18 protein-coding genes and 1 pseudogene are annotated in these 21404 nt (G+C 63.0%); 14 read left to right on the forward strand and 5 right to left on the reverse strand.

The window, feature by feature from the left end:
• Nucleotides 1–427: 427 nt before the first annotated feature.
• From arnC to PSH87_RS13685, 12 genes and pseudogenes are all read left to right on the forward strand, one after another.
• Complete coding sequence (gene arnC, locus PSH87_RS13630) at nucleotides 428–1465, forward strand: undecaprenyl-phosphate 4-deoxy-4-formamido-L-arabinose transferase (protein ID WP_032865044.1); 1038 nt, start codon at nucleotides 428–430, stop codon at nucleotides 1463–1465.
• The gene (gene arnA, locus PSH87_RS13635) at nucleotides 1462–3453 is read left to right on the forward strand and encodes a bifunctional UDP-4-amino-4-deoxy-L-arabinose formyltransferase/UDP-glucuronic acid oxidase ArnA (protein ID WP_305434147.1); all 1992 of its coding nucleotides are present in this window, start codon (nucleotides 1462–1464) and stop codon (nucleotides 3451–3453) included. The genes arnC and arnA overlap by 4 nt, the downstream gene beginning before the upstream one ends.
• The gene (arnD, locus tag PSH87_RS13640) at nucleotides 3453–4337 is read left to right on the forward strand and encodes a 4-deoxy-4-formamido-L-arabinose-phosphoundecaprenol deformylase (RefSeq protein ID WP_305434148.1); all 885 of its coding nucleotides are present in this window, start codon (nucleotides 3453–3455) and stop codon (nucleotides 4335–4337) included. The genes arnA and arnD overlap by 1 nt, the downstream gene beginning before the upstream one ends.
• On the forward strand, nucleotides 4334–5989 hold the full coding sequence (gene arnT, locus PSH87_RS13645) for a lipid IV(A) 4-amino-4-deoxy-L-arabinosyltransferase (RefSeq protein WP_305434150.1): 1656 nt from the start codon (nucleotides 4334–4336) through the stop codon (nucleotides 5987–5989). Before arnD ends, arnT begins: the two co-directional genes overlap by 4 nt.
• The gene (gene arnE / locus PSH87_RS13650; protein ID WP_305434152.1) at nucleotides 5986–6333 is read left to right on the forward strand and encodes a 4-amino-4-deoxy-L-arabinose-phosphoundecaprenol flippase subunit ArnE; all 348 of its coding nucleotides are present in this window, start codon (nucleotides 5986–5988) and stop codon (nucleotides 6331–6333) included. Before arnT ends, arnE begins: the two co-directional genes overlap by 4 nt.
• Nucleotides 6330–6743, forward strand: a complete 414-nt coding sequence (arnF, locus tag PSH87_RS13655) for a 4-amino-4-deoxy-L-arabinose-phosphoundecaprenol flippase subunit ArnF (RefSeq protein WP_026136969.1) — start codon at nucleotides 6330–6332, stop codon at nucleotides 6741–6743. Before arnE ends, arnF begins: the two co-directional genes overlap by 4 nt.
• A pseudogene (locus PSH87_RS13660) lies at nucleotides 6740–8136 on the forward strand (UDP-glucose/GDP-mannose dehydrogenase family protein). Before arnF ends, PSH87_RS13660 begins: the two are co-directional and overlap by 4 nt.
• Before the next feature lie 3 nt (nucleotides 8137–8139).
• Nucleotides 8140–9756 carry a glycosyltransferase family 39 protein gene (locus tag PSH87_RS13665; protein ID WP_305434154.1) on the forward strand — a complete coding sequence of 539 codons (1617 nt, stop codon included), beginning with the start codon at nucleotides 8140–8142 and terminating at the stop codon, nucleotides 9754–9756.
• A gap of 203 nt (nucleotides 9757–9959) precedes the next feature.
• On the forward strand, nucleotides 9960–10187 hold the full coding sequence (locus PSH87_RS13670) for a hypothetical protein (protein WP_157356543.1): 228 nt from the start codon (nucleotides 9960–9962) through the stop codon (nucleotides 10185–10187).
• Between the two features lie 163 nt (nucleotides 10188–10350).
• Entirely contained in the window at nucleotides 10351–11058 is a 708-nt protein-coding gene (locus PSH87_RS13675; protein WP_017738137.1) for an HPP family protein, read from the forward strand.
• Between the two features lie 117 nt (nucleotides 11059–11175).
• Nucleotides 11176–12279: an enoyl-CoA hydratase/isomerase family protein gene (locus PSH87_RS13680; protein WP_017738136.1), complete on the forward strand. Its 1104-nt coding sequence runs from the start codon at nucleotides 11176–11178 to the stop codon at nucleotides 12277–12279.
• A 3-nt stretch (nucleotides 12280–12282) separates the two neighbouring features.
• Nucleotides 12283–13434 (forward strand): acyl-CoA dehydrogenase family protein, encoded by a 1152-nt coding sequence (locus PSH87_RS13685; protein WP_305434155.1) that lies wholly within the window; start codon nucleotides 12283–12285, stop codon nucleotides 13432–13434.
• Nucleotides 13435–13595: 161 nt separating this feature from the next.
• Here PSH87_RS13685 and PSH87_RS13690 read toward each other — a convergent pair whose 3' ends face one another.
• Genes PSH87_RS13690 through PSH87_RS13710 form a run of 5 tightly spaced genes read right to left on the reverse strand, consistent with a single transcriptional unit; the run spans nucleotide 13596 to nucleotide 19150 of the window.
• Nucleotides 13596–14369 (reverse strand): enoyl-CoA hydratase, encoded by a 774-nt coding sequence (locus tag PSH87_RS13690; protein ID WP_017738134.1) that lies wholly within the window; start codon nucleotides 14367–14369, stop codon nucleotides 13596–13598.
• An 11-nt stretch (nucleotides 14370–14380) separates the two neighbouring features.
• Complete coding sequence (locus PSH87_RS13695; RefSeq protein ID WP_207045858.1) at nucleotides 14381–15508, reverse strand: acyl-CoA dehydrogenase; 1128 nt, start codon at nucleotides 15506–15508, stop codon at nucleotides 14381–14383.
• Between the two features lie 12 nt (nucleotides 15509–15520).
• Nucleotides 15521–16705, reverse strand: a complete 1185-nt coding sequence (locus PSH87_RS13700) for an acetyl-CoA C-acyltransferase (protein WP_305434158.1) — start codon at nucleotides 16703–16705, stop codon at nucleotides 15521–15523.
• A 12-nt stretch (nucleotides 16706–16717) separates the two neighbouring features.
• Nucleotides 16718–17485 (reverse strand): SDR family NAD(P)-dependent oxidoreductase, encoded by a 768-nt coding sequence (locus tag PSH87_RS13705; RefSeq protein ID WP_017738131.1) that lies wholly within the window; start codon nucleotides 17483–17485, stop codon nucleotides 16718–16720.
• A 21-nt stretch (nucleotides 17486–17506) separates the two neighbouring features.
• Entirely contained in the window at nucleotides 17507–19150 is a 1644-nt protein-coding gene (locus PSH87_RS13710) for an AMP-binding protein (protein ID WP_305434159.1), read from the reverse strand.
• 217 nt (nucleotides 19151–19367) lie between these two features.
• Here PSH87_RS13710 and PSH87_RS13715 point away from each other — a divergent pair, with 217 nt between their 5' ends.
• Together PSH87_RS13715 and PSH87_RS13720 are read left to right on the forward strand one after the other, a co-directional pair.
• Nucleotides 19368–20261 (forward strand): bestrophin family protein, encoded by an 894-nt coding sequence (locus tag PSH87_RS13715; RefSeq protein WP_305434160.1) that lies wholly within the window; start codon nucleotides 19368–19370, stop codon nucleotides 20259–20261.
• Nucleotides 20262–20327: 66 nt separating this feature from the next.
• Nucleotides 20328–21386 (forward strand): tetratricopeptide repeat protein, encoded by a 1059-nt coding sequence (locus PSH87_RS13720; RefSeq protein ID WP_305434162.1) that lies wholly within the window; start codon nucleotides 20328–20330, stop codon nucleotides 21384–21386.
• Nucleotides 21387–21404: the final 18 nt, after the last annotated feature.

The raw sequence follows: 21404 nt of genomic DNA on the forward strand, positions 1-21404 counted from the left end.
GGGCTTACTTTACCGGCACTTGCCGGGTCTTGCAGAGAAGATTCTTCAATTAATGGCATTGTGCAGGGTTTAAACGAATGCCCTGCTCAAGCGCCTGATCATGTAGCTGAACCCTGGCTGTCTACCTGTCAAATAAACGAGTTTTTCATCTGCCTTTCATATTCGTTCAACATTTTTACGCTTAATCTTGGCCCCATGACTTGAGAACGAACCGCGTCTTCCCCGACTAACCTGTTGATTACGCTTTACCTTTACTCGTTTTGAGCTTTACTCAACACGCCTCCATGGAAGACCACATTGCCCATCTCAGGAAAGTCGAATGAATAATCGCCACTCCACGCTTAGTTTAATCAGGTAAGGCGTCAACCGCCCCTGACGACCGCTGTTTTCACGCTCCAAGTTGCGCTAACCCCGAGGTCTTGAATCTTTGAAACCCTACCCTATTCATTGCGTGTCGATCGTTATCCCGGTCTACAACGAAGAAGAAAGCCTGCCTGAATTGCTGCGTCGCACCACCGCAGCCTGCAAGCAACTGGCCTACGAATACGAAATCATCCTGGTGGATGACGGTAGCCGCGACCAGTCCGCGCAAATGCTCGAAGACGCCGCCGCCGAAGACGGCAGCCACGTGGTGGCGGTGATCCTCAATCGCAACTACGGCCAGCACGCGGCGATCATGGCCGGTTTCGAGCAGTGCCGGGGCGAAGTGGTGATTACCCTCGACGCCGACCTGCAGAACCCGCCGGAAGAAATCCCGCGCCTGGTGGAGCAAGCCGCCCTCGGTTACGACGTGGTGGCTACCGTGCGCAACAACCGCCAGGACTCGGCCTTCCGCCGCTGGCCGTCGCGCCTGATCAACCTGGCCGTGCAGCGTTCCACCGGCGTGGCCATGACCGACTACGGCTGCATGCTGCGCGCGTACCGCCGCACCATCGTCGATGCCATGCTCGCCTGCCGTGAGCGCAGCACCTTTATCCCGATCCTGGCCAACGGTTTTGCGCGCCACACCACGGAAATCCTCGTGCACCACGCCGAGCGTGAACACGGTGAATCCAAATACAGCGCCATGCGCCTGATCAGCCTGATGTTCGACCTGCTCACGTGCATGACCACCACCCCGCTGCGCCTGCTGTCCATCGTCGGCTTCAGCCTCGCCGGCCTGGGTGTGCTGTTTGCACTGGCGTTGATCGTCATGCGCCTGGCCTTTGGCGCCCAATGGGCCGGCGACGGCATGTTCGTGCTGTTTGCGGTGCTGTTCGTGTTCACCGGTGGCCAGTTCATCGGCATGGGCCTCTTGGGTGAATACCTGGGCCGCATGTACAGCGATGTGCGCGCCCGCCCACGCTTCTTTATCGAAAAAGTGCTGCGCAACACCCCGGCAGCACCGGCGCCAGTCGTCATTGTTGACGGCCTGGTGTCCTCCCACACCACTTCTACTTCTCCTTCCGATCAGGTTTCGTCATGAATTCAAAAGCCGTTGTCTTCGCCTACCACGATATTGGCTGTGCCGGTATTGAAGCCCTGCTGACTGCCGGCTACGACATTGCTGCGGTGTTTACCCACGCCGATGATCCCAAGGAAAACAACTTCTACGGCTCTGTCGCCCAACTCTGCGCCCGCAATGGCATCCCGGTGCACGCGCCGGAAGACGCCAACCACCCGCTGTGGATCGAGCGCATCGCCAAGCTGAACCCGGACTACATCTTCTCGTTCTACTACCGCAACCTGCTCAGCGAGCCGCTGCTGGCCACCGCGCGCAAAGGCGCGTTCAACCTGCACGGCTCGCTGCTGCCGAAATACCGTGGCCGCGCCCCAGCGAACTGGGTACTGGTCAACGGCGAAACCGAAACCGGCGTGACCCTGCACCGCATGGTCAAGCGTGCCGATGCCGGCGCGATCCTCGCTCAGCAAAAAGTCATCATCGACCGCGCCGACACCGGCCTGAGCCTGCACGCCAAACTGCGTGACGCGGCCACCACCCTGCTGCGCGATGCACTGCCACAACTGGCCCAAGGCAAGTTGACTGACACCGCCCAGGACGAAAGCCAGGCCACCTACTTCGGTCGCCGCACCGCCGCCGATGGCAAGCTGGAGTGGAAAAAGCCGGCGGAAGAACTGTTCAACCTGGTCCGCGCCGTGACCCAACCTTACCCGGGCGCCTTCTGCGCCGTGGGCGAGCACAAGCTGATCGTATGGCAAGCCGAAGTGGTCAAGGGCAATGAAGGCCTGGCCCCAGGCCGTGTGATCAGCGTCAACCCGCTGCGCATCGCCTGCGGTGAAGACTCCCTGGTGATCAAGTTCGGCCAGCGCAACGACAACGGCCTGTACCTGGCCGGCCCGTCCCTGGCCAACGAGCTGGGCCTGGTGGACGGTTCGGTGTTGCGCGGTGCCGAGTCCGGTCGCAAGCCGCGCCGTACCCGTGTACTGATCCTCGGCGTGAACGGCTTTATCGGTAACCATTTGTCCGAGCGCCTGCTGCGTGACGACCGTTACGAAGTCTACGGCCTGGACATCGGCTCCGACGCCATCGAGCGCCTGCGCAGCCACCCCAACTTCCACTACGTGGAAGGCGACATCAGCATCCACACCGAGTGGATCGAGTACCACATCAAGAAGTGCGACGTGGTCCTGCCGCTGGTGGCCATCGCCACGCCCATCGAATACACCCGCAACCCGTTGCGCGTGTTCGAACTGGACTTCGAGGAAAACCTCAAGCTGGTGCGCTACTGCGTCAAGTACAACAAGCGCGTGATCTTCCCGTCGACCTCCGAAGTCTATGGCATGTGCCAGGACCAGTACTTCGACGAAGACACCTCCAACCTGGTGGTCGGCCCGGTCAACAAGCAACGCTGGATCTACTCGGTTTCCAAGCAACTGCTGGACCGCGTGATCTGGGCCTACGGCGCCAAAGGCCTGAACTTCACCCTGTTCCGTCCGTTCAACTGGATGGGCCCGCGCCTCGATCGCCTGGATTCGGCCCGTATCGGCAGCTCCCGCGCCATCACCCAGCTGATCCTCAACCTGGTGGAAGGCACGCCGATCCGCCTGTTCGACGGCGGCGAGCAGAAGCGTTGCTTCACCGACATCGCCGATGGCATCGAAGCCCTGGCACGCATCATCGATAACGACAATGACGTGTGCAACGGCCAGATCATCAACATCGGCAACCCGGAAAACGAGGCGAGCATCCGCCAGTTGGGCGAAGAGCTGCTGCGTCAGTTCGAAGCGCACCCGCTGCGTGGCAACTTCCCGCCGTTCGCCGGTTTCCGCGACGTGGAAAGCAAGGCGTTCTACGGCACGGGCTACCAGGACGTGGCACACCGCAAGCCAAGCATCGAAAACGCCAAGCGCCTGCTGAACTGGGAGCCGACCGTGGAAATGAGCGAAACCATCGGCAACACCCTGGACTTCTTCCTGCGTGAAGCCATGCTCGAAATCGCGGACAAGAAGTAATGCACGCAGGTCTTCGCATTGACGTCGATACCTACCGTGGCACCCGTGAAGGCGTGCCGCGGCTGCTCGAAACCCTGGATGAAGCCGGGGTGAAGGCAACGTTCTTCTTCAGCGTCGGGCCGGACAACATGGGGCGCCACTTGTGGCGTCTCATCCGCCCGCAGTTCCTGTGGAAGATGCTGCGTTCCAATGCCGTCGGCCTGTATGGCCTGGATATCCTGCTCGCCGGCACGGCGTGGCCGGGCAAGCCGATTGGCCGCGACCTGGGGCATCTGATGCGCCAGGCCAAGGCCGCCGGGCATGAAGTCGGCCTGCACGCCTGGGACCACCACGGCTGGCAGGCCAACACCGGGCGCTGGAGCGAGGCACAGTTGGTCGAACAGATCCGCCGTGGCGTCGACACCCTCAGCGACATCCTCGGTGAGCGCATCGACTGTTCAGCGGCCGCCGGTTGGCGGGCCGATGAGCGTGTGGTGCAAGCCAAGCAAGGCTTCAACTTCCGCTACAACAGTGATTGCCGGGGCACCGGCCTGTTTCGTCCAACCTTGGCCGATGGCAGCGCGGGCACCCCACAAATTCCGGTAGACCTGCCGACCTTCGACGAAGTCGTCGGGCCGGTGGTGGCTGCCAAAGACTTCAATACGTTCATCCTCGACCGCTTTGCCGCCTCGAAGCTCAACGTCTATACGATCCACGCTGAAGTAGAAGGGATTCTGATGGCCAACGATTTTCGCCAGTTGCTCGCCCAGGCCGGGCAGCGCGGCATCGACTTCAAACCCCTGGGCGACTTGTTGCCCGCGGACCTGACCACCCTGCCTCAGCAACGGCTGGTACGTGGCGCCTTGCCCGGGCGTGAGGGTTGGCTTGGAGTGCAGCAGGCATGATCCGGCGTCTGGCGTTGCCTCTGCTGCTGTTGGCCTTCGGCGTGTTCTACCTGTTGCCGCTGACCACCCATGGCCTGTGGATCCCCGATGAAACCCGCTACGCGCAGATCAGCCAGGAAATGCTGCTGACCGGCAAATGGGCCTCGCCGCACTTCATGGGCATCCGCTACTTTGAGAAACCGGCGGCGGGCTACTGGATGATTGCGCTGGGCCAGGCGATCTTCGGGCAGAACCTGTTCGGTGTGCGCTTTGCCTCGGCCTTGAGCACTGGCTTGAGCATCCTGCTGGTGTACCTGGTGTCGCGCCGGTTGTGGAATGACCCGCAGAAAAGCCTGATCAGCACCGTGCTCTACATGAGCTTTGTCAGCGTCGCGGCGCTGGGCGGCTACGCCAACCTCGATCCGCAGTTCACCTTCTGGGTCAACCTGACCGGCGTGGCCTTGTGGTTCTGCTTCGACAGCACCACCCGCAACGGCCGCCTGGCCTCCTGGGCGTTGTTGGGTTTTGCCTGTGGCATGGGCTTCATGACCAAGGGCTTCCTCGCCTGGCTGCTGCCGGTGCTGATCGCCCTGCCCTACGCCCTTTGGCAAAAGCGTTTCCGTGAGCTGCTGGGTTATGGCTTGGTGGCCGTCGCTGTCGCGATTGTGGTCAGCCTGCCGTGGGCCTTGGCGGTGCACCTGCAAGAGCCGGATTACTGGAACTTCTTCTTCTGGCACGAGCATATCCAGCGCTTTGCCGGTGACGATGCCCAGCATGCCGAACCGTTCTGGTACTACCTGCCGCTGCTGGTGGCGTTCTCGCTGCCGTGGGTGGCGTTGTTGCCGTCCACCGTCAAACAGGCGTGGCGGGATAAGCGCCTGCCGAAGACCGCATTCCTGCTGCTCTGGCTGCTGATGCCCCTGGCGTTTTTCAGCCTGGCCAAGGGCAAGCTGCCCTCCTACATCATGCCGTGCCTGTTGCCGCTGGCCTTGCTGATGGGCTCGACCCTGGCCGACAAGCTTGCCGCGGGCCGCAGCCGTGCGCTGCGTATCAACGGCTGGTTGAACCTGGTGGTGGGCATCGTCGCGTTGCTGGCACTCACCTGGTTCCAATTGAAAAAGCCGGTGTACGAACCGGGCCAGGAAACCCTCAGCCTGGTGCTGGTGTTCATCTTCTTGTTCGGCTGGATCATCGCCAACCTGCTGCAGGCCGCGCGCCCGTTGAAACTGTGGGCGGCACCAGTGATTGGCAGCTGGTTGCTGGTGGCGCTGGTACCCGCCGCGTTGCCCCATTCGGTGGTCTACAACAAGACCCCGGACCAATTCATCATCGACCACCTGCAAGCCCTGCGCCCGGCCACGGCGTTGCTCAGCAATGACCTCGGCGCCGCGTCGGCGCTGTCCTGGCGTCTGGCGCGCCCGGACGTGACGCTTTACAACACCGTCGGCGAAGTCAAATACGGCCTGGCCTTCGCGGACAGCGCCGCGCGCAAGATCGACACCACCCAAGTGCAACAGTGGATGAGCGATGCGCGCAAAAAAGGTCCGGTCGGTGTGGTGATGCGGGTTAAAGGTGACGATGAAATGGCCGAAGTTGCCTTGCTGCCCAATGACGGCCAGCGCTTTGAACAAGGCAATATCGTGATTCTGATCTTCCCGCAGGCGGCTCCATGATCACCCTGCTCCTGCTATTGACCGCCTGCCTGCTGACGTGCATGGGCCAGGTCGCGCAGAAATTCGCCGTGGAAAGCTGGCGCGACCTGCCCGACGGCTGGGCGCTGAAACTGCGCGCGCCGTGGCTGTGGGCCGCGTTGGTGTGCCTGGGCCTGGGCCTGCTGGTGTGGTTGCTGGTGTTGCAGCGCCTGGAAGTCGGCATCGCCTACCCCATGCTCAGCCTCAACTTTGTGCTGGTCACGCTGGTGGCACGGTTTGTCTTTCATGAGCCCATCGATGGCCGCCACTGGCTGGGCGTGGGGCTGGTGATTGCCGGTGTCGTGTTGCTGGGGCGTCAGGTATGAGCCGCATGCGTGGCTTTGCCCTGGCCTTGGCCAGCGTCGGTTTGGTCAGTGCGGCCCAGTTGGGCATGCGCTGGAGCATGACGCGCCTGCCGCTGCCCCACGAATGGCTGAGTGCGCTCAGCAACAACACCATCGACCTCGGCGCCCTTGGCGCGGTGCTGCTGGCGATCTTCGCCTATGCGCTGTCGATGCTCTGCTGGCTGGGCGCGCTCAAGCACCTGCCGCTGGGCCGTGCCTACTCGCTGCTGAGCATCAGCTACGCGCTGGTGTATCTGCTGGCCGCCAGCCTGCCGGTGTTCAACGAACATTTTTCGCTTTCAAAAACCCTGGGGGTGGCGTTGGTCATCCTCGGAGTTCTGGTTATCAACTCTCGCCGTGCTAGCACCACAAGTCCCAGGAATGCCCCATGAAAATCAGTGTATTTGGTAGTGGTTACGTTGGTCTGGTGCAGGCCACCGTATTGGCCGAAGTCGGTCACGATGTCATCTGCATGGACGTTGACAAGAACAAGGTCGAGTCGCTGCAAAAAGGCCATGTGACGATCTTTGAGCCGGGGGCTGGCGGCGATGGTCAAGGAGAACCTGGAAAGCGGGCGACTGCACTTTACCCATGATGAAAAGCTCGCGGTCGAACACGGCGAAGTGCTGTTTATCGCCGTGGGCACGCCGTCGGACGAAGACGGTTCGGCCGATCTGAAATACGTGTTCGGTGGGCGACGCCGTGGCCCGTCACCGTGTGGATCCGGTGATCCTCGTGGAGAAGTCCACCGTGCCCGTCGGCACCGGCGACACCCTGCGCGCCCATATCGAAAAAGCCCTGCGTGTGGCCGGTCGTCACCTGGAATTCGATATCGTCTCCAACCCGGAATTCCTCAAGGAAGGCTCGGCGGTTGCCGACTGCCGCCGCCCGGACCGCATCGTCATCGGCTGCGAGCGTGAAGAAGTGCGTGACGTGATGCGTGACCTCTACGCGCCCTTCAACCGCAACCACGACCGCATCATCTTCATGGACCTGCGCAGCGCCGAGCTGACCAAGTACGCCGCCAACTGCATGCTGGCGACCAAGATCAGCTTTATCAACCAGATCGCCGAACTGGCCGAACACCTGGGTGCCGACATCGAAGCCGTACGCCTGGGGATTGGCGCCGACTCGCGCATCGGCTACCACTTCATCTACCCCGGTTGCGGTTACGGCGGCTCGTGCTTCCCCAAAGACATGCGCGCCCTGATCCACAGCGCCAAGCAGGCCAACTGCTCCAGCGACCTGCTGGAAGCCGTGGAAGCGATCAACCAGCGCCAGAAGAGCAAGCTGTTCGAGCGCGTCAACGCTTTCTTCAAAGGTGACCTCAAGGGCAAGACCTTTGCCGTGTGGGGCCTGGCGTTCAAGCCCAACACCGACGACATGCGCGATGCGCCGAGCCGTGTGCTGATGGAAGCCCTGTGGGCGGCCGGCGCCAACGTGCGCGCCTTCGACCCCGAAGCCATGCAGGAAACCCAGCGCATTTACGGCGATGACCCACGACTGATGCTGATGGGCACCCCGGAATCGACCCTGAGCGGCGCCGACGGCCTGATCGTCTGCACCGAATGGCAGCAATTCAAGGCACCGGATTTCGACCTGATCCACGCGCGCCTGAAAACCCCGGTGATCTTTGACGGCCGTAACCTGTACGACGGCGAACGCCTGGCGCGCAAAGGCTTCCAGTACTTCCCGATTGGCCGTGGCGATTCCTGCCAATTGCCGATGCCGCAGCAACAATGGGTGGCGCAATCGGCAGATCAAGATCAGGTCGTGGAAGCCTGAGACGTGAACAAAGCGCCCTTCATAGACGCCACGGTGCGCCGCCAGTCCCTGCTGCTCGGGCTGTTGGCGCTGCTGCTGTTTATCGCCGGCAACTGGCACCAGGCGATCATCGGGTTTGACTCGCGCTTCGTGGTGTTCGCCCAGGAGATGCTGCGCCATGGCCCGAGTTTCTTCCCCACCACCTACGGCCAGCCGTACGCCGATTACCTGGCGACCTCGACGCTGCTGACGTGGTTGTTCTCGTTGCCGCTGGGCCAGGTCACCAGCTTGACGGCGTGGTTGCCCACGGCGATTGCCTCGGCGCTGATCGTGATCCTGGTGTACCGCCTCACGGCGCCCTACTCCCCGCGCTGGGGCCTGCTCAGTGTGGCGATGCTGTTGCTCAGCAGCACCTTCGTCAGCGAAACCCGTGCCGTGTCCCTGGACCAGATGCTCGCCGCCGTGACCCTGGCGGTGTTTTACCTCGGCTATGCCCATGATCACTTCGGCGCCGGCAAACGCCTGCACTGGGTGTACCTGCTGCTGATTGCAGGCTTTGCGATTCGCGGGCCGATCGGCCTGGTGATTCCCACGGGCGTGCTGTGCAGCTACTACCTGATCAACCGCCAGTGGCGACAACTGTTCAGCTTCGGCTTGCTGGCGCTGGCGCTGCTGATGGCCTGTGTCGGGGTGTTGTTGCTGCTGGCCAAGCTCAGTGGTGGCGAGGTGTTCATGCAGGACGTGATCCGCATGCAATTCCTCGGGCGCATGGACGGCAGCGAAGGCTCCAGCGGCGTGCTGTATTACTTCACCAGTTCCCTGGGCAACTACGCGCTGGCGTATCCGATGGCGCTGCTGGTGCTGCTGGCGGTGGCCTTTGGCGGCAAACGCGCGCCAGGGCCGGCCTTGCAACTGGTGCTGTACTGCGCCGCTGCGGGCTTGCTGGTGATGCTTGGCCTGTCGATCCCCCAGGCGAAGAAAGCGCGTTATGTGCTGCCGATGCTGCCGATGGCGGCAATCATTGCGGCGTACCCGTTCCAGGTCAGCCAAGGGCGTGTGTTTGCCTGGCTGCGCGGTGTGCTGCTGGGTCTCTGGACCCTGTTGCCGGCGCTGCTGATCATCGGCTTGCTGGTGGTGCGCCGCCGCTACGCCGAGCAGGTGGGCGACTTGCGCCTGATCTTCGGCGTGCTGGGCGTGTTGCAGGTGCTGGCGGTGCTGGCGTGGTTCAAGCCACGCTTGCGTCCGGCAGGCCCGGCATTGGCGGCGGTATTGGCATTGTGGGCAACCTACATCGTGGTGGTCGAACCGCTGGAGCGCAGGCTCTACGACACGCGCACCTTCAGCCTGGCGGTCAAGGCGCAGATCAACCAGCAACCGGCGCCCGTGGTGCTGCACGGCCTGGGCAAAGACGCCAAGGCGATCAAGCTGATGGTCAATCTCGAGTGCGACCGTGTGCCGTTGTTCACCCAGTCAACCACCGACCTGGCGCCGTTGCAGGCCCCAGCCTGGCTGGTGATGAGCCTGGACGACTACGCCGCGTTGAAGGAGCCCCGCCTGCGCGAGCTCACCCCGACACTGGTGGGTGAGTTCGACAAAAATCCCTATGTGCTGCTGCACCTCACGGCGACGGCACAGCCCTGATCCAGCCGGCTTCGGCCGGCTTCCTCACGAAAGCTCCTACATAGCTATGCGTAATGGCTGGTGCCTTTTGCCATTCCCGCTCATGGATCCAAAATGTAAACTCGGTCGCCAATTGCGGTAACTATTTACTACCAATGGAACATGCCAAGGACGCTGCCCGCCGTGAACTCAAACGCGGCGGGCTTCATTGAAAGGACCACGCCGTGCCCAATGACTTATTGCCTGACCCTCCCTCACTGCTGATGCCCGAACAGCTGCACGTCGGCCTGCACCGCCTGATGGGCTTGCGTGACGCAGTTGTCGCGTTGAATGGCCCCTTGTGCGATGCCCCCGGGCTGCGCGACAACCTGCACAAGCAGCTGCTGAGCGAAGAGAATCATGACCGGATCCTGGGGGTCGTCAGCCACTCGTCTGCGCCTATCACCTATTAAACTTCACTTTTATTGCATTCAACCTGCATTAATATGCAGTGGCGTCGCCCCATCGAGGTGGGCACACTGCGCGGGTTCCTCCCCCAAATGTGGAACTTTCAAGGGCTTTTCCGGGAAACCAGGCAAGCCTTTTTTTTCGCCTGCTGTTTACGGATCTATCGCAATGCTTGCTCGCTGGTTACCTGCTGCCATCAACACCCGTCCCGCCGAATGGAGCCGTGCCGCCATCGGCATGGCCCTGGGCACCCTGCTCAGTGTGTGGGCGTGTGCCCAGGTCTTTGGCATGGAGGTGGCGCTGCACCTGCTCGGACCCTTGGGCGCTTCGGCGGTGCTGTTGTTTGCGGTGTCATCCGGCGCGTTGGCCCAGCCCTGGTCGATCATCGGCAGCTACCTGTGTGCCGGTGTCGTTGCGCTGCTGGTCGCGCGCGTACTGGGACGCACGCTGGGCAGTGCGTGCCTGGCTGCCGGCATGACCGTGATCCTGATCTGCTGGCTGCGTTGCCTGCATCCACCCGCGGGCGGGCTGGCCATGACCCTGGTACTCGCGGACCCCGCCTCCATCGCCCTCGGCTGGCAGGAACTGGGCGCGGTGATGCTCGGCGCCGGCGCATTGCTGGGCTGCGCGCTGGCCTACAACAACGCCACGCGCACGCGTTATCCCAAAGGCTTGCCGGTGCCTGCCCCTGCGGTGGTGGGCAGCAGCGCGCCGGTCATCGACCCCGAGGTCACGGCGGCCGACCTGAAGCTGGCCCTGGCCGAGATGGAGCAGTTCTACGACGTGCAACCGTCTGAGCTTGAGCAGCTGATCCACGCGGCGCAGGGCCATGCACGGCGGCGCAGCATTGGCGAGGTGCTCAGTCGCCGTGCATAAATGCAATAACGACCTGCAGGATTCCCCGGTGTACTGGGCAAATGTGCACTGGTAGGATCGCAAGAAGGTTCGTCCCCGAACATCTTGATAAAGAACAATAAAAGCAGGGAGTTAGCGATGACTGCTCAGGTTTCATCCGAGGCAAGCCACACCGACCATCTTCAAGCCGACATACTCGCCGAAGTCCGCAACCATATCGGCCACCTCACCCTCAACCGCCCCGCCGGCCTGAACGCCATTACCCTGGACATGGTCCGCAGCCTGAGCCACCACCTGCAGGCCTGGGCCGACGATCCCACGGTGTATGCCGTGGTCCTGCGCGGCGCCGGGGAAAAAGCCTTCTGCGCGGGCGGCGATATCCGTTCCTTGCATGACAGTTTCAAGAGCGGCGACACCCTGCACGAAGACTTCTTTGTCGAGGAATACGCCCTCGACCTCGCCATCCACCACTACCGCAAACCCGTCCTCGCCCTGATGGACGGCTTTGTCCTGGGCGGCGGCATGGGCCTGGTGCAAGGCGCCGACCTGCGCGTGGTCACCGAGCGCAGCCGCCTGGCCATGCCGGAAGTGGCCATCGGTTACTTCCCGGACGTTGGCGGCAGCTACTTCCTGCCGCGTATTCCCGGCGAGCTGGGGGTTTACCTTGGGGTCACCGGCGTGCAGGTCCGCGCCGCCGATGCACTGTATTGCGGCTTGGCCGACTGGTACCTGGACAGCGCCAAGCTGGCCGACCTCGACCAGAAGCTGGACCGCCTGCCCTGGCACGAATCGCCGCTCAAGGACCTGCAGGGCCTGCTGGCCAAGCTCGGCGTACAGCACTTGCCGGATGCGCCGCTGGCCGCGTTGCGACCTGCGATCGACCACTTCTTCGCGTTGGCGGACGTACCGAGCATTGTCGAACAGCTGCAACAAGTCACCGTCGCCGACAGCCATGAATGGGCGTTGGCCACCGCAGCCCTGATGCAAACCCGCTCGCCGCTGGCCATGGCCGTGACCCTGGAGATGCTGCGCCGTGGCCGCCACCTGCCGCTGGAGCAGTGTTTTGCCCTGGAGCTGCACCTGGACCGCCAATGGTTCGAGCGCGGCGACCTCATCGAAGGCGTCCGTGCGTTGATCATCGACAAGGACAAGGCCCCACGCTGGAACCCTGCCACAGTAGCTGAGCTGGACGCGCAACACGTCGACAGCTTCTTTCGTGACTTCAAGCTGGTTGGGAGATAAGCCATGCAAGATATTGAATACACAGAAGAACAAGTGATGATCCGCGACATGGCGCGCGACTTTGCCCGGGGTGAAATTGCGCCCCACGCCCAAGCCTGGGAGAAAGCCGGCTGGATCGACGACGCACTGGTCGCGAAGATGGGCGAGCTGGGCTTGCTGGGCATGGTGGTGCCGGAAGAATGGGGCGGCACCTACGTGGATTACGTCGCCTACGCCCTCGCCGTCGAGGAGATTTCAGCCGGTGACGGCGCCACGGGGGCGCTGATGAGTATCCATAATTCAGTGGGTTGCGGGCCCATCCTCAACTACGGCTCCGATGAACAGAAACAGACCTGGCTGGCCGATCTGGCCAGCGGCCAGGCGATTGGCTGCTTCTGCCTGACCGAACCCCAGGCCGGCTCCGAGGCGCACAACCTGCGCACCCGCGCCGAACTGCGCGACGGCCAGTGGGTGATCAATGGCGCCAAACAGTTTGTCAGCAACGGCAAGCGCGCCAAGCTGGCCATCGTATTTGCCGTGACCGATCCCGACCTCGGCAAAAAAGGCATCTCTGCGTTCCTGGTGCCCACCGACACGCCCGGTTTTGTGGTAGACCGCACGGAACACAAGATGGGCATCCGCGCCTCGGACACCTGCGCCGTCACCCTCAACCAATGCAGCGTGCCTGAGGCCAACCTGCTGGGCGAGCGTGGCAAGGGCCTGGCCATCGCCCTGTCCAACCTCGAAGGCGGCCGCATCGGCATCGCTGCCCAGGCCTTGGGCATCGCCCGGGCGGCGTTTGAAGCGGCATTGGCCTACGCCCGTGATCGGGTGCAGTTCGACAAGGCGATCATCGAGCACCAGAGCGTGGCCAACCTGCTCGCCGACATGCAAACCCGCCTGAATGCCGCGCGCTTGCTGATCCTGCACGCCGCACGCCTGCGCAGCGCCGGCAAGCCGTGCCTGTCGGAAGCGTCCCAGGCCAAGCTGTTTGCCTCGGAAATGGCGGAGAAGGTCTGCTCGTCAGCGATGCAGATTCATGGCGGCTACGGGTACCTGGAGGATTACCCGGTGGAGCGTTACTACCGGGATGCGCGGATCACGCAGATTTATGAGGGAACTAGCGAGATTCAGCGGATGGTGATTGCTCGCGAACTGAAGCACTACCAGCTGTAACTGACACACTGCAAAAACCAATGTGGGAGCTGATCCTGTGGGAGCTGGCTTGCCTGCGATAGCATCACCTCGGTCTAACAGATAAACCGAGGTGTCTGCATCGCAGGCAAGCCAGCTCCCACAGGATCAGCTCCCACAGTGTGATCTTCTGTGTTTGGGAATTACTTGTCTTTGAACTCGGGCGCACGCTTGGCCACAAACGCCGCCATGCCTTCCTTCTGATCCTGCGTCGCAAACGCCGCATGGAACACCCGGCGCTCAAAGCGCACGCCTTCCGACAGGCTGACTTCAAACGCGCGGTTCACGCTTTCCTTGACCATCATGCTGATCGGCACCGATTTGCCAGCGATCAGCGTGGCGACTTTCAGGGCTTCTTCCAGCAGTTCATCGGCCGGCACGATACGGGCGACGATGCCGCAACGCTCGGCTTCCACCGCGTCGATAAAGCGCCCGGTCAGGCACATTTCCATGGCCTTGGCCTTGCCCACGGCGCGGGTCAGGCGTTGGGTGCCGCCCATGCCCGGCAGTACGCCGAGGTTGATTTCCGGCTGGCCGAACTTGGCGCCATCGCCGGCCAGGATGAAGTCGCACATCAGCGCCAGTTCACAGCCGCCACCGAGGGCGAAGCCGTTGACGGCAGCGATGATCGGCTTGCGGCGGTTGGCCACGCGGTCGCTGTCGCTGAACAGGTCGTCGAGGTAGATCTGCGGGTAGGTCAGCTCGGCCATTTCCTTGATGTCGGCACCGGCGGCGAAGGCTTTTTTCGAGCCGGTCAGCACGATGCAGCCGATTTCAGGGTTGGCTTCCAGGCCGTCCAGCGCCTGGTTCAGTTCGCTGACCAGTTGCGCATTCAGGGCGTTCAGGGCTTGCGGGCGATTGAGGGTAATCAGCCCGACGCGGCCCTGGACTTCGAGCAGGATGGTTTCGTAACTCATGTATCGGCTCCTTAGAGATTGCGTGAGATGACCATGCGTTGGATATCGCTGGTGCCTTCGTAGATCTGGCAGACCCGCACATCGCGGTAGATGCGCTCCAGGGGGAAGTCGCTCAGGTAACCGTAACCGCCGAGGGTTTGCAAGGCGGCCGAGCAGACTTTCTCGGCCATTTCCGAGGCGAACAGCTTGGCCATCGAGGCTTCCACCAGCGCCGGCTTGCCGCTGTCACGCAGGGCGGCGGCGTAATGCACCATCTGCCGGGCGACGGCGATTTGCGTGGCCATGTCCGCCAGGCGGAACGCCACGGCCTGGTGTTCGATCAGCGCCTTGCCGAAGCTTTCACGCTCACGGGCGTAGTCCCGCGCCGCTTCAAAGGCGGCGCGGGCCATGCCCACCGATTGCGAGGCGATGCCCACGCGCCCGCCTTCCAGGTTCGCCAGGGCGATCTTGTAGCCTTCGCCCTCCTCGCCCAACCGGTTGGCCACCGGCACTTTGACGTCTTCAAAGAGGATCTGGCAGGTGTCGGACGCATGCTGGCCGAGCTTGTCCTCGACCCGCGCCACGGTGTAGCCGGGGGCATCGGTGGGCACGATAAACGCGCTGATCCCGCGCTTGCCCGCCGCCGGGTCGGTGACCGCAAACACAATCACGATCCCGGCGTTTTGCCCGGAGGTGATGAACTGTTTGCAGCCGTTCAGCACGTAGTGGTCGCCCTCCAGGCGTGCACGGGTTTTCAGGCTGCTGGCGTCGGAGCCGGCCTGGGGCTCGGTCAACGCAAACGCGCCCAGCATGGCGCCGCTGGCCAGAGGCGTGAGGAACTGTTCTTTCTGCTGATCGTTGCCGAACTTGAGGATCGGTACGCAACCCACCGAGTTGTGCACGCTCATGATGGTCGAGCACGCGCCGTCGCCGGCAGCGATCTCTTCGAGGGCCATGGCGTAGGCCAGGTAACCGGTGTCGCAACCGCCCCACTGCTCGGGCACGAGCATGCCGAAAAAGCCCAGTTCGGCCATTTCGCCGATGGCTTCCTTGGGGAAGCGGTGCTCGCGGTCCCACTCGGCGGCGAAAGGTTTCAGGCGCTCCTGGGCAAATTGCCGGGCCGCGTCGCTGATTTGCAGTTGTTCGTCATTGGGCAACATGGGGTTCAGTCCTTAATACAGGCATTCGACGGCCATGGCCGTGGCTTCACCACCGCCGATGCAGATGGCAGCGACGCCACGCTTGAGGCCTTTTTGGCGCAGGGCCGCGAGCAAGGTCACCAGGATGCGCGCACCGGACGCGCCAATCGGGTGGCCCAGGGCGCAGGCGCCGCCGTGGATATTCACCTTGCTGTGGGGAATGTCCAGTTTGCTCATGGTCACCAGGCTGACCACGGCGAAGGCTTCGTTGATTTCGAACAGGTCCACCTCGTCGAGGCTCCAGCCGGTCTTGCTCATCAGCTTGCGAATCGCCCCTACCGGCGCCACCGGAAACAGCCCCGGTTCATCGGCAAACGCCGCGTGCCCGTGGATCACCGCCAAGGGGGTGAGGCCGCGTTTGTGCGCCTCGGATTGGCGCATCAGCAGCAACGCCGCCGCACCATCGGAAATCGAACTGGAGTTCGCCGCCGTGACCGTGCCGCCGTCGCGGAACGCCGGTTTCAGGCTGGCAATCTTGTCCAGCTTGGCTTTCGGCGGTTGTTCGTCGTGCTGGATGGTTTTCTGTTCCTTGCCCACGGTGACCTGCACCGGGACGATTTCCGCGTCAAAGCTGCCGTCGCTGATCGCTTGCTGCGCGCGGGTCAGGGAGGCGATGGCGAACGCGTCCTGGGCTTCACGGGTAAAACCGTTGTGCTCGGCGCAGTCTTCGGCAAAGGTGCCCATCAGGCGGCCTTTGTCATAGGCATCTTCGAGACCGTCGAGGAACATATGGTCAAGCACGCGGCCGTGGCCCATGCGATAGCCGCTGCGCGCACGGTCCAGCAGGTACGGGGCGTTGGACATGCTTTCCATGCCCCCGGCGATTGCTACCTCAATGCTGCCCGCCAGCAGCGAGTCGTGGGCCAGGATGGCCGCTTCCATGCCCGAGCCGCACATCTTGTTGAGGGTGGTGCAACGGGTGGATTTGTCCAGCCCGGCACCCAGCGCCGCCTGGCGCGCAGGCGCCTGGCCCAAGCCAGCCGGCAGGACGCAGCCGAACAGCACTTCATCCACGGCATCGTGGGCGATACCGGCGCGCTCGACGGCGGCGCGAATGGCGGCAGCACCCAGTTGCGGCGCGGTCAGGCCCTTGAGGTCGCCCTGGAAGCCGCCCATGGGCGTGCGCACGGCGCTGACGATTACGATGGGATCAGTCATGGTTCGAACTCCTTACTTGGCCGCCATGCGCAAGGCACCGTCGAGACGGATCACCTCGCCGTTGAGCATGCTGTTTTCAATGATGTGACGCACCAGCGCGGCGTATTCGGCCGGTTTGCCCAGGCGCGGCGGGAATGGCACGCCGGCGGCCAGGGAGTCGCGTACTTCCGGGGTCATGCCGGCCATCATCGGCGTCTCGAAAATGCCCGGGGCGATGGTCATCACGCGGATGCCAAAGCGTGCCAGTTCACGGGCAGCGGGCAACGTGAGGCTGGCAATCGCGCCTTTGGAGGCGGAGTACGCCGCCTGGCCGATCTGCCCGTCAAACGCGGCCACCGAGGCCGTGTTGATGATCACGCCGCGCTCGCCATCGGCATTCGCTTCGGTTTCGGCGATGGCCGCAGCGGCCAGGCGCAGCAGGTTGAAGCTGCCGATCAGGTTGACGTTGATCACCTGGGCAAAGCTGGCCAGGGCGTGGGGGCCGTTCTTGCCGAGGATCTTTTCGCCACGCACCACACCGGCGCAGTTGACCAGGCCGTGCAAACCGCCAAACGCGGTAACGGCGGCTTGTACCGCCGCCTCGGCGGCCGCTTCCTGGCTGATGTCCGCCACGGCACTGCGCGCGTTATCACCCAACTGCTTGGCCTTGGCCGCGACCGCGTCGGCGTTCAGGTCCACCAGCATGACCTTGGCGCCAGCGGCGACCAGCATCTCGGCGGTGGCCGCGCCGAGGCCCGAAGCGCCGCCGCTGACCAGGAATACCTTGTTTTCGATCTGCATCATTGTGTCCTTAAAAGTGGATCAGGCCACCGCCGCCTTGGCGATTTCCTGGTTACGCAAGATAAAACGTTGCAGCTTGCCGCTCGGGGTCTTGGGCAAGTCGCTGACAAATTCGATTTCCCGTGGGTAGGCATGGGCGGCGAGGCGTTTGCGCACGTGCAGGCGCAGTTCCTCGGCCAGTTCCGGGGTGGCGCGGTATTGGCTGTTGATCACCACGAAGGCTTTCACCAGCTCGGTGCGCTCGGGGTCCGGCTTGCCGACTACCGCGGCTTCGATCACCGCCGGGTGTTCCACCAGCGCGCTTTCCACATCGAACGGGCCGACGCGGTAGCCGGACGTGGTGATCACATCGTCACTGCGCCCGACAAAACTGATGCTGCCGTCGGGGTTCAGCTCCACGGTGTCGCCGCTCAGGTAGTACTTGCCGACAAACGCCTTGGTCTTCACGCCGTCATAGCCGGCGAACCAGCACATCGGCGACTGTTCGCGGTCGATGGCGAGGATGCCTGGCTGGCCGGCCGGCAACTCTTGATAGTCATCATCGAGCACCACGATGCGGTGCCCCGGCGAGGCAAAGCCGGCCGAACCGACATGCACCGGATGCTCCAGGCCATGGTGATTGCACAGCACCATGCCCAGTTCGGTCTGGCCGTAGTGGTCGTGGATGGTCACGCCGAGGTTGTCGGCGAACCAGCGGATCACTTCCGGGTTCAGCGGCTCGCCGGCGCTGCTGACGATGCGCAGCTTGCCCTTGATCGAATGGGCGAACTGCTCGCCGCCGGCAATCAACAGGCGGTACGCGGTGGGTGAACCGGTGAGGTTGGTGATCCCGTATTTATTGATGACCCGGCAGGTACTTTCGAGGGTGAAGGGGCCATCGTAGAAGGTGATCGGGTGGCCCATGGACAACGGGCCGGTCACGCCGAAGTAGATGCCGTAGGCCCAGCCTGGGTCGGCGACGTTCCAGAACGCGTCTTCGGGGCGCAGGTCCACGGCGTCGCGGGTGTAGCTCTGGAACGCGACAATGGCCTTGAGCGGCACCGACAGCGCTTTCGACGGGCCGGTGGTGCCCGAGGTGAACATCAGCAGGAACGGGTCGTCAGCGCCCAGTAGCACCGGCTCACACACATTGGAATAATTGGGCAGCTCGGCCCAGAAACTGAAATCACCGCGCACCAGGCCTTCGCCCTTGGCGCCGGTGACCGTAACGATGGTCGGGCAGCCTTCGACGTCTGCCAGTTTCGGCCGGTTGACCGCGTCGGTGACCACCAATGCGGCGCCGGAGCTGTTCAGGCGATGCTCGATGGCCTTGGGACCAAAGGCGGTGAACAACGGTTGATAGACCGCGCCGATGCGCCAGGTGGCAAACACCACCACCAGCAATTCCGCCGTGCGTGGCAGCAACCCCGCGACTTTATCACCGCGCTTGACGCCCTGGGCCAGGAGGAAATTGGCGAAGCGTGCGGCCTGGTCCTGCAAGTCGGTAAAGGTCGAGGTGGCGCTACGGCCGTCCTTGCCCTCCCAGAACAACGCGATGCGCCCGGGCAGCGCGTGGCGGTCACAGCACTCCACGCAGGCATTGAGGCCTTGCAGGGTGCCGGCCAGTGCGGCGTCAACAGTGTGGGCGTAGTCAAATCCGGTGGTGGCAGCCAAGTAGTCACGCATCGCTTCAAATCCTTCTGTGTTTTTTATTTTCAGGACGTAAACCACGGAAATAGTCGCTCTAGCGCGCCCCAGCAGCAATGGTCAAAGCCCTCAACATGGCTGACTGGTTTGGCCAGTCATCGACCGCACCGATCAACCGGTCAGCCCAAGCGATTGGACGCGTTGCCAGCGAACTTCTAACCTGAGGGCCTGCGCCACCAAAGAAGTCCCCCTGCCGATGATTGTCCGTCCCAAGCCCAACCTCGTGGGCATCCTGTTTTCCCTCAAGGGTTCGATTGCCAAGCGCATTGCCTTGCGCAGCCTGCTGGTCACGTTGCTGGCGTCGGTGATCGTGCTGGTGGAAACCTGGCACCCGGCCTACTTTTCCAAGGTCAACGCCACGCCCTTCACGTTGCTGGGCCTGTCGCTGTCGATCTTCATGAGCTTTCGCAACAACGCCTGCTACGACCGCTGGTGGGAAGGCCGCAAGCAATTGGGGCAGATGATCATTGATGTGCGCTCGTTGATCCGCGAAACCCAGGTGCTGGGGGATTCGCCCGAGCGTGCCGGGCTGTTGCGTGGTTTGTGTGGCTTTGCCCATGGCCTGATCGCACGTTTGCGCCATGAAGACGAAGCCTTGGCGATCAAGCCCTGGGCGGCGGTGGCGGCGACGCACCCGAACTTGCCGGACAACGTGCTGCAACAGTTGGGCGCGCGCTTTTCCGAACTGGCCGAGCGCGGCGTGATCAGCGAATGGCGTTATACCCAGCTGGAAACCCGCCTGGTCAGCCTCAGCCAGGTGCAGGCGTCGTGCGAGCGGATCAAGAGCACGCCGCTGCCCTTCCCCTACACCCTGCTGCTGCACCGCACCATCTACCTGTTCTGCATCCTGCTGCCGTTTGCCATGGCCGAGCCGCTGGGGTGGTTGACGCCGGTGTTCACCGCCATCGTCAGCTACACCTTCTTTGGTCTCGACGAGATCGGCGATGACCTCGAAGACCCGTTCGGCTTCGACGAAAACGACCTGCCGTGCAATGCGATCCTGCGCAATCTGGAGCGCGAGGTGCGCGCCGCCCTCGGCGAAACCGACTTGCCGCCCGCCCTGGAACCGGTGGACTACGTGCTGACCTGACGCGGGTTTGACACCTGCCCTGCTCTGGCCGAAGCTGACGGCTTTGTAATACTTGCGGACGCCTGCATGTCTAAGTCACGCCGTTACTCCCTCGTCGGCCTGTGCGCCCTGCTGTTGATTGTGCTGATCACGTGGTATTTCTCCCGTTCCAGCCAGGTGGCCGTGCCGCCGGCGATTGCCCATGGTTACTCCAAAGCCCTGAAACAGGCACGCAACGGCGAACCGGGGGCGGCGCGCGTGTTGTATCAGCAATTGGGCCGCCCGGACCTGTCCCCGGAACGTCGCGCCGCGCTGCACGCCGAATTGCCCAACTACCCCAGTCCGCAAGCCTTGAAGCTGGCCGACAAGGACCTGCTGAGCGATTCGCCGCAGGTGCGCGAAGCGGCGATCCACAGCATTGCCGGCCTGGTGCCCAGCGGCCAGCGCACGCTGTTGCTCGGCCCGGCACTGGACGACCCGGAACAAAGCGTGCGCTTTGCGGCCGCCAACGCCCTGCTCGGCCTGTCGCCCGACACCCTCGGCCTGTACTTCGGCCCGTTGCAGCAGGTGCTCGACGAATTCGTCAAATACCTCAAGGCCCAGCCCGAAACCGCCGAGGGCTGGATTCAACTGGCGCAGCTGTACATCCACAGCGCCCTGTTGCCGGACGCGCAAAACGCCCTGGAGCAGGCCATGCGCTTGCAGCCGGACAACCTGCAAGCGGTGGTCGCGCAGATCGAGCTACTGGATAAGCAAGGCAAGAGCGAGGAATCCCGGCAACTGCTGCCGCGGCAACTGGCGGCGCACCCCGAGTCGGCTTATCTGCAACATGCCCTGGGCCTGTGGCTGCTGCATCACGGCGAACGCCCGTATGCGTTGCTGGGCCTGTCCAAGGCGGTGGAGCTGGAGCCGGACAACCAGGATTATCGCTACGACCTGGCCACCACCTTGCACGCCCAGAACGAACTGGAAGCCGCACAGCGCCAGCTGGAAGAGATCCTGCAGCGCCATCCCGCCAATCGCAAAGCGCGGGTGCTGCTGGTCAATTACTGGAAGGAAAGCGGCCAACTGCAGAACGTGCAGGTATTGCTTGCCCAGCTGGAACAGCAGAACCCCGACGACCCCGCCTTGCAGCAAGGCCTGTAGCGCCCTCGAAAAAAATCG

The sequence above is a fragment of the Pseudomonas sp. FP453 genome, from assembly GCF_030687495.1.
GTDB lineage: Bacteria > Pseudomonadota > Gammaproteobacteria > Pseudomonadales > Pseudomonadaceae > Aquipseudomonas.